This is a genomic window from Nocardia sp. NPDC060220 (genome assembly GCF_042727815.1).
In the GTDB taxonomy this organism is placed as follows: domain Bacteria; phylum Actinomycetota; class Actinomycetes; order Mycobacteriales; family Mycobacteriaceae; genus Nocardia.
The window spans coordinates 1-7,356 of record NZ_JBHWZY010000303.1 but is presented as its reverse complement, the minus strand read 5'-3'; the positions used below and the strand labels follow the sequence as shown (position 1 = coordinate 7,356).

The window sequence follows — 7,356 nt, the reverse complement described above, 5'->3', positions numbered from 1 at the left end:
GGCGTACACCGCGACGCTGGTGATTCCCGCGTCCTTGGCAGCCCGGATCACGCGAACCGCGATCTCGCCGCGGTTAGCTACGAGTACCTTCGTGATCCGTGCGCTGGCATGGCTGGGCACTGAGCCTCCTGTGTGCAATCTTTGGTCGCGTCGGGGAACGGGTCGCCGGTTAGGCCCCGTGCCCGGTATCGACAACTTTCGTCTCGGGCGAGTGTAGGCAGTGTGCCAACCCTGCTCGAACTCGGCTAGCCCTACTGTCGAGTAGGTCGCAGGTCACACTACGCGGCGTCCAGTGATGTGAACATGTTTCAAATGATCCGATTCGCGACACCTGGTTCAGTGCCCGTGACGATCGGTACCCGCACCGAGTTGCCCCATTCGATCCACGATCCGTCGTAATTGCGCACCGACCTGCGGCCGAGCAGGAAGGTCAGGACGAACCAGGTGTGGCTGGACCGCTCGCCCACCCCGCTGTAGACGACCAGGTCGTCGGCGGGAAGCGTGCCGTAGACCTCGTCCAGGTCGGCGCGGGAGCGGAAGCGGCCGTCGATCGTGGCGGCCTCGGTCCACGGGATGTTCACCGCCGTCGGCACGTGCCCGCCGCGCAGGGCGGCGTACTCCTGGTTGCGCGGTTTGTCCTCGAGCTCGCCGGAGTACTCCTGCGCCGAGCGCACATCGACGAGGGGTTCGCCGAGTCTGGCGAGTACGTCCTCGCGGAACGCGCGGGCGGTCGTGTCGTCGCGCGTGACCTCGGGGTAGTCGCTGGGCGTGGGGTAGGGCTGGTCGAATGTGGTGTCGCGTTCCTCGGAGATCCAGGCGTCGCGGCCGCCGTCGAGCAGGCGCACGTCCTCGTGGCCGAACAGGGTGAAGATCCAGGCGGTGTGCGCGGCCTGGGCGTTGCCGCGGTCGCCGTAGATCACGATCGTGTCGTCGCGCTCGATGCCCTTGGCGCGCATCAGCTCGGTGAAGCGCTTGCCGTCGACATAATCGCGGGTCACCGGGTCGCTCAGGTCGCCGCGCCAGTCGATCTTGACCGCGCCTGGGACATGGCCGATGTCATAGAGCAGGATGTCATCGTTGGACTCGATGATTCGTAAACCACGCACGCCGATGTTTGCGGACAGCCATTCTGTGGTTACCAATCGATGCGGGACTGCGTAGGAACCGAAGGCGGGGTGCGGATCCGGGGCGACGGGCACGGTGTGGTCCTTCACGCGAGTTGGGTGGGTGCGACCACTGTGTGGTCGCAGCCGATGGTAAGTGTGTGGTGGCACATCACGAATCGACACAATGGGCGAATAAAGCGCACGGATGTCCGATAAAGTCTCTGGAGAGGAGGGGTGAGCTATGTCCGATTCTTGGCCGCGACGGCGACTGCTCGCGATCCTACGTGGCGCCACCGAGCCCCTCGATGCCCAGGAACTGGCCCGCATCACCGGACAGCACGTCACCACCGTCCGATTCCACCTCGACGTCCTCACCCGCGAATCGCTGGTTCGCCAGTTCCAGCAACCGCCACGCGGCCGCGGCCGCCCGCGCATCGGCTATCGCGCGGTGCAGCGGTCGGTGGGATATCAGGAGCTCGCGCAGGTACTGGCAGACCATCTCGGCCCCGATCCGATCGCCCGTTCCGCCGCCGCCGTGGCCGCTGGTCGCGCCTGGGGTGCCCGGATGGACATCGGCACCCAGCCGGTGGAAACCCTCGCCGACGCCAGGGACATCACCATGTCGCTGATGTCGGAGCTCGGGTTCGCACCCGAGAAGGAACCCGCCGGTGAGACCTCCGAGCACGTCCAGATCAACCTGACGGCCTGCCCGCTGCGGGAACTGGCCCGCTCACACGCCGAAGTGGTGTGCGGCGTGCACATGGGGCTCATGCGGGAGGTGCTCGAACGCAACGGCGCCCGTGGCCGGGTGGACGTGCAGCTGCACCCCTTCGTCGAGCCCGAGCTGTGTACGGCCCGGCTCGATCTGACGATGACCGCGCCCGACCGTACCCCGGCCATGGAGCCGGGGGATGAGCACGTGATCGCGCCGTCAGTCCCGCGGATCCCGCCACAGTTGCGTGACACCGACACCGACGTCTTCGAGCAGCCGGCGCAACAGCGGTAGTCCGATCCCGATGACGCTGGACGGATCGCCTTCGATCCGGTCGACGAACCAGCCGCCCAGCCCGTCCAGGGTGAATGCCCCCGCGACCTTCAGCGGCTCGCCCGACGCGATATAGGTATCGAGCTCATCCGGCGTCGGCTTCGCGAAATGCACCGTGGTACTGCTGCATTCGGCCGACTCGGCGACGATTTCGCCATCGTGCAGCCGCAGCACGCAGTGCCCGGTGATCAGATCCGCGCTGCGGCCCGCCATCGTGGCCCAGCGCTCGCGCGCCACCTCCGGGGTGTGCGGTTTGCCTTGGAGCTGCCCGTCGACGAGCAGCATCGAATCGCAGCCGACGACGACACAGTCGGCACCGAATTCGGGAATCGACGCGGCGACGTCGGCCGCCTTGGCACGAGCCAGGGCGACGACGACATCGTGCGAGGAGGTACCGGCGGGCAGTGCCGCCGACACCGCGTCCTCGTCTACACCCGAGACCCGCACCACGGGATCGATACCCGCGGTGCGCAGGATCCCGAGCCGGGCAGGCGACGCCGACGCCAGCACCAGCCTGGTCACCGCAGCAGCAGCTCCGGTGACCGCCGCACCAGCTTCGGTCACCTCAGCGCAGGTGCGACAGCATCGGGTACACGTACGGCGAGAACGGGTTCGTGCCCCGATGCATCATCGTCGATGTGCCCCATGCGTCGGCCGGTCCGTTCGATCCGCCGACGGGTGCGTCGGCCGTCGCCGCGCTCAGGACGGCGACCAGAGCCGCGATGTCCTGATCGGTGGGCGAGCCCTTGAGAATGCGGAACAGTGGTTCGCCCGCGGCGTCGACGGTGGCCTGCGCCACCGTGCCCGCCGGCAGGTCGACCTCTTCGACGAGTGGTTCGACGACGAGCTCGAGCTCGGCGACTGTCAACACGTCTTCTTCTGCCACAGTTGTCACAGTGCCAGATCCTTCCTGCACTTACTTCGCTTCACAGCGCGGTTGACGCGATCATTCCCGGTGCGGCCGCGCCGATCAATAGTTGTCTTCCACAACAAGTGTGCGCGGCCTATCCGGGATATCGCGTTTTCAGAGCGGAATGTTGCCGTGTTTCTTCGGCGGCATGGTCACCATTTTGCGCTCGAGGAGCCGCAGCGCCGACACGATCTGGCCACGGGTGTGTGAGGGCGGGATGACCGCGTCCACGTAGCCGCGCTCGGCGGCGACGTACGGGTTCACGAGAGTGTCCTCGTACTCGTTCTGCAGCTCGAGGCGCAGCGCATCGACGTCGTCGCCGTTCTTGGCGGCTTCGAGCAGCTGCTTGCGGTAGACGAATCCGACAGCGCCGGAGGCGCCCATCACGGCGATCTGGGCGGTGGGCCATGCCAGGTTCACATCGGCGCCCATGTGCTTGGAACCCATGACGTCGTAGGCGCCGCCATAGGCCTTGCGAGTGATGATCGTGATCTTGCCCACAGTGGCCTCGCCATAGGCGTAGAGCAGCTTCGCACCGCGGCGGATGATGCCGTTGTATTCCTGGCCGGTGCCGGGCAGGAAGCCGGGTACGTCCACAAGGGTGATGATCGGGATGTTGAAGGCGTCGCAGGTGCGCACGAAGCGCGCGGCCTTCTCCGAGGCGTCGATGTCGAGGCAGCCGGCGAACTGGGTCGGCTGGTTGGCGACGATGCCGACGCTGCGCCCGTCCACCCGGCCGAAGCCGCAGATGATGTTCATCGCGCGCTCGGCCTGGACCTCGAGGAACTCGTCGTCGTCGAGCAGCCGACGGATGACCTCGTGCATGTCGTAGGGCTGGTTCGGCGAGTCCGGGATGATCGTGTCGAGCTCGATGTCCTCGTCGGTGAGGGCATCCTCGATCGCACCGTTGATCGGGTCGGTCGGAGCGTGGCGCGGGGCCTCTGCGCGGTTGTTGCTCGGCAGGTAGCTCAGCAGGTCCTTGACGTAGTCGAGGGCATCCTGCTCACCGGAGGCCACGTAGTGGGCCACGCCGGACTTCACCATGTGGGTGTGCGCGCCACCCAGGTCCTCCATCGAGACCTCTTCACCGGTGACGGTCTTGATCACGTCGGGCCCGGTGACGAACATCTGCGAGGTCTGATCGACCATCACCACGAAGTCGGTGAGCGCGGGGGAGTACACATGACCACCGGCGGCGGCGCCCATGATCAGCGAGATCTGCGGGATCACGCCGGAGGCCTGCACGTTGCGGTGGAAGATCTCGCCGTAGAGCCCGAGGGAGACGACACCCTCCTGGATACGCGCGCCCGCGCCCTCGTTGATACCGACCAGCGGACGGCCGGTCTTGATCGCCAGGTCCATCACCTTGACGATCTTCTCGCCGTAGACCTCGCCGAGCGAGCCACCGAACACGGTGACGTCCTGCGAGAAGATGCACACGTCGCGGCCGTCGATGGTGCCGTAGCCGGTGACGACGCCGTCACCGAGCGGGCGGTTGTGCTCCAGGCCGAAATTCACGCTGCGGTGCTTGGCGAGGGCATCGAGTTCGACGAAGGAGCCTTCGTCGACCAGGGCGAGGATGCGCTCACGCGCGGTCATCTTGCCCTTGGCGTGCACCTTGTCGACCGCGGTCTCACCCATCGGGTGTTGCGCTTCTTCCAGCCGATTCCGCAGATCAGCCAGCTTCCCGGCGGTGGTGTGGATATCGGGGGCGCCCGCCGATTCCGATGCGGGCTGCTGCTGGACACTCGTCATGGGTTGCGAGTGTAACGAGTGACACCTCCGCGCACCACGGCAGTCTCGCTTACCGGCCAGTAGAGAAACCCCAGCTAGCTATGGTCATGACCGTTCACAGAGAACTCCAGTAACCTGCCGGGAATGAACAGGGCACCCATCGACGTACAGGGTCTGCGCAGCTCGCCGGGCCTGTCGTTCTACGACCGGATCGATGTAGTCGAATCGACCGGATCGACCAACGCCGACCTGGTTGCTCGCGCCGCCGACCCGTCCGCCGATCGTCAGGCTCTGCTCGCCGAGGAACAGGTGAGCGGTCGCGGCAGACATGCCCGCGCGTGGGTGAGTCCGCCCCGCGCGCAGATCTCGCTGTCGATCCTGGTGCGCCTGCCCGGCATCGACCCCGCCGCGCTCGGCTGGTTGCCGTTGCTCACCGGCATCGCGGTGGTCGACGCGCTGCGCGGCACCGCCGGTGTCGCACCGGAATTGAAGTGGCCCAACGATGTTCTGCTCGACGGCCGCAAACTCGCGGGCATCCTGGCCGAGGTCGCCGCGACCGGCATCGCACCCGCGGTGGTGGTCGGCATCGGAATGAACGTCGACCTCGCCGAATCGGAACTGCCTGTCGCCCATGCGACTTCGCTGAGCTTGGCCGGTGCGACCGACGTCGACCGCACCGCGCTGGTCGCGGCGATCCTGGCGGAGTTCTCGCGCCGCTTCACCGCGTGGGAGCGGTCGGGCTGGGACACCGTCGATCTGGTGGCCGAATACCGTGAGCGATGCGCCACCATCGGCATGGAAGTGCGTGCCGAACTGCCCGGCGGGACGGTGCTCACCGGGGTGGCGAGCGATGTCGACGACACCGGGCGGCTGCTCATCGGTGAGCGGGCGGTATCGGCCGGCGACGTTTCCCACCTGCGCGGACAGTACTGACGACGGGCCCGGAGCCGGGCCCGTCGCCGAGACGGATCAGTGTGCGGCCGCACCCGCGGTCGCGCGCTCGGCCACCTCGCGCTCGCGCGCCAGCAGCCGGTCGCGCTGCTCCTCGAACCGCAGCACGTCCTTCTCCAGCTTGTCGATGAACAGCGCGAGTTCATCGCGCGCTGTCTCACCGCGCGCACCGAAGTCGTTGCGGTCGAAGACGTTCCACTGCTTGAGCACCGGCCGCACCACCTCGTCGAGGTGCTGGCGCAGGTCGTAGATCCCGTGCTTGGCCATCAGCACGCCGTTGCGCCGCCAGTTGGGCATGCCCGCGCCCGGCATCTGGAAATTGGTGAGCACCTTGGTGATCGCGGGCATCGCCTGGTCGGGGGCCAGGTCGAGCGCCGCCGCGCACAGGTTGCGGTAGAAGATCATGTGCAGGTTCTCGTCGGTGGCGACGCGGGCCAGCATCTTGTCGGCGATCGGGTCGTCGCAGACCCGACCGGTATTGCGGTGGCTCACCCGGGTGGCCAGCTCCTGGAACGTCACATACGCGACGTTGACCAGGAATCCACCCCAGTTCGCCGGTGCGTGCGCGCCCTGGGTCATGTGGACCATCCGCGCTTCCTCCAGCGCCACCGGGTCGACGCCGCGGGTGACGACGAGGTAGTCGCGGATCACGATGCCGTGGCGGTTCTCCTCGGCGGTCCAGCGGCCCACCCAGGTGCCCCACGCGCCGTCGAGGGAGAAGTTCTCGGCGATCTCGCGGTGGTAGGAGGGCAGGTTGTCCTCGGTGAGCAGATTGGTGATCATCGCCGCCTTGGCGACGTCGGTGAGCCTGGATTGTGATGGCTCCCAATCGCTTCCGCCCATCGCGGCGAAATTGCGGCCTTCCTCCCACGGCACGTAATCGTGCGGATTCCAGTCCTTGGCGATGGAAAGGTGCCGGTTGAGGTTCTGTTCGGCCACTGGTTCGAGGGCCGTGAGGATTTCGAGCTGAGTCAGATCTTCGGTCACGCGTGCCTCCACTGTCGGTATCGAGCAAGCAGATAAGGGCAAAACCTGGCATCTAGCGTGTAATCCACAGTATCGCCTCGGCCGTGGCATCGAGAAATGCGGTGCGACTCTCGCCGGACCCGACGTCCCAGCGCGGTACTGTTCGGTCATGGGTTACCCGGAGGATGTCCTCGCGCCCGACGAGCAGTTGATCCTGCACCGCCACCCACACTGGAAGATGTTGGTGTGGCCCATCGTCACTCTCATCGTCGTGACCGCGATCGCCGGATTCCTCGGCGGCCTGGCCTGGCGCAACACCACCGGTCACGTGCGCACGGTGTTGCTGATCCTGATCGGGCTGGCCTGGCTCGGGCTGGTCGCGTGGCGGGTCGTCGCGCGCGTGATCGCCTGGAAGTCGACGCATTTCATCGTCACGGGTCGGCGGGTGCTGGTGCGCCAGGGCGTGCTCACCCATACCGGCATCGATATCCCGCTCAGCCGGATCTCCAGTGTGCAGTTCCGCCACGGTCTGCTGGACCGGGCGCTCGGCACCGGCACCCTGATCATCGGCTCTGCATGTGGAAGGTGTGGTAGAACCGCGAACAAGCTCGGACCCGCGTTGCTGGCCGGCTGCACCGTGGTGC

The 7,356-nt window shown here is 66.7% G+C and carries 9 protein-coding genes; 3 read left to right on the top strand and 6 right to left on the bottom strand.

Features of this window, described 5'->3' with window-relative positions; genetic code table 11:
- A partial coding sequence (locus ACFWF3_RS17285) for a biotin carboxylase N-terminal domain-containing protein (RefSeq protein WP_379314443.1) occupies positions 1–120 on the bottom strand: 120 nt, incomplete at its 3' end.
- Positions 121–308: 188 nt separating this feature from the next.
- Positions 309–1,199, bottom strand: a complete 891-nt coding sequence (locus ACFWF3_RS17280) for a sulfurtransferase (protein WP_379314442.1) — start codon at positions 1,197–1,199, stop codon at positions 309–311.
- A 148-nt stretch (positions 1,200–1,347) separates the two neighbouring features.
- Between ACFWF3_RS17280 and ACFWF3_RS17275 the strand changes: the two genes are divergently transcribed.
- Positions 1,348–2,112 carry a helix-turn-helix transcriptional regulator gene (locus ACFWF3_RS17275; RefSeq protein WP_379314440.1) on the top strand — a complete coding sequence of 255 codons (765 nt, stop codon included), beginning with the start codon at positions 1,348–1,350 and terminating at the stop codon, positions 2,110–2,112.
- Here the strand turns inward: ACFWF3_RS17275 and ACFWF3_RS17270 are convergent.
- The 3 genes from ACFWF3_RS17270 to ACFWF3_RS17260 form a co-directional block, all read right to left on the bottom strand.
- Entirely contained in the window at positions 2,038–2,673 is a 636-nt protein-coding gene (locus ACFWF3_RS17270) for a Maf family protein (protein ID WP_379314441.1), read from the bottom strand. The genes ACFWF3_RS17275 and ACFWF3_RS17270 overlap by 75 nt on opposite strands.
- Before the next feature lie 43 nt (positions 2,674–2,716).
- The gene (locus ACFWF3_RS17265; RefSeq protein ID WP_378995411.1) at positions 2,717–3,046 is read right to left on the bottom strand and encodes an acyl-CoA carboxylase epsilon subunit; all 330 of its coding nucleotides are present in this window, start codon (positions 3,044–3,046) and stop codon (positions 2,717–2,719) included.
- Positions 3,047–3,175: 129 nt separating this feature from the next.
- Positions 3,176–4,816: an acyl-CoA carboxylase subunit beta gene (locus ACFWF3_RS17260; RefSeq protein WP_378995413.1), complete on the bottom strand. Its 1,641-nt coding sequence runs from the start codon at positions 4,814–4,816 to the stop codon at positions 3,176–3,178.
- Positions 4,817–4,939: 123 nt separating this feature from the next.
- Here ACFWF3_RS17260 and ACFWF3_RS17255 point away from each other — a divergent pair, with 123 nt between their 5' ends.
- Positions 4,940–5,728 (top strand): biotin--[acetyl-CoA-carboxylase] ligase, encoded by a 789-nt coding sequence (locus tag ACFWF3_RS17255; RefSeq protein ID WP_379314439.1) that lies wholly within the window; start codon positions 4,940–4,942, stop codon positions 5,726–5,728.
- A 36-nt stretch (positions 5,729–5,764) separates the two neighbouring features.
- Here the strand turns inward: ACFWF3_RS17255 and ACFWF3_RS17250 are convergent, their stop codons facing one another.
- Positions 5,765–6,733, bottom strand: a complete 969-nt coding sequence (locus ACFWF3_RS17250; protein ID WP_378995419.1) for an acyl-ACP desaturase — start codon at positions 6,731–6,733, stop codon at positions 5,765–5,767.
- 148 nt (positions 6,734–6,881) lie between these two features.
- Here ACFWF3_RS17250 and ACFWF3_RS17245 point away from each other — a divergent pair.
- Positions 6,882–7,356 (top strand): PH domain-containing protein (locus ACFWF3_RS17245; RefSeq protein ID WP_379314438.1); only part of this gene is annotated, 475 nt, incomplete at its 3' end.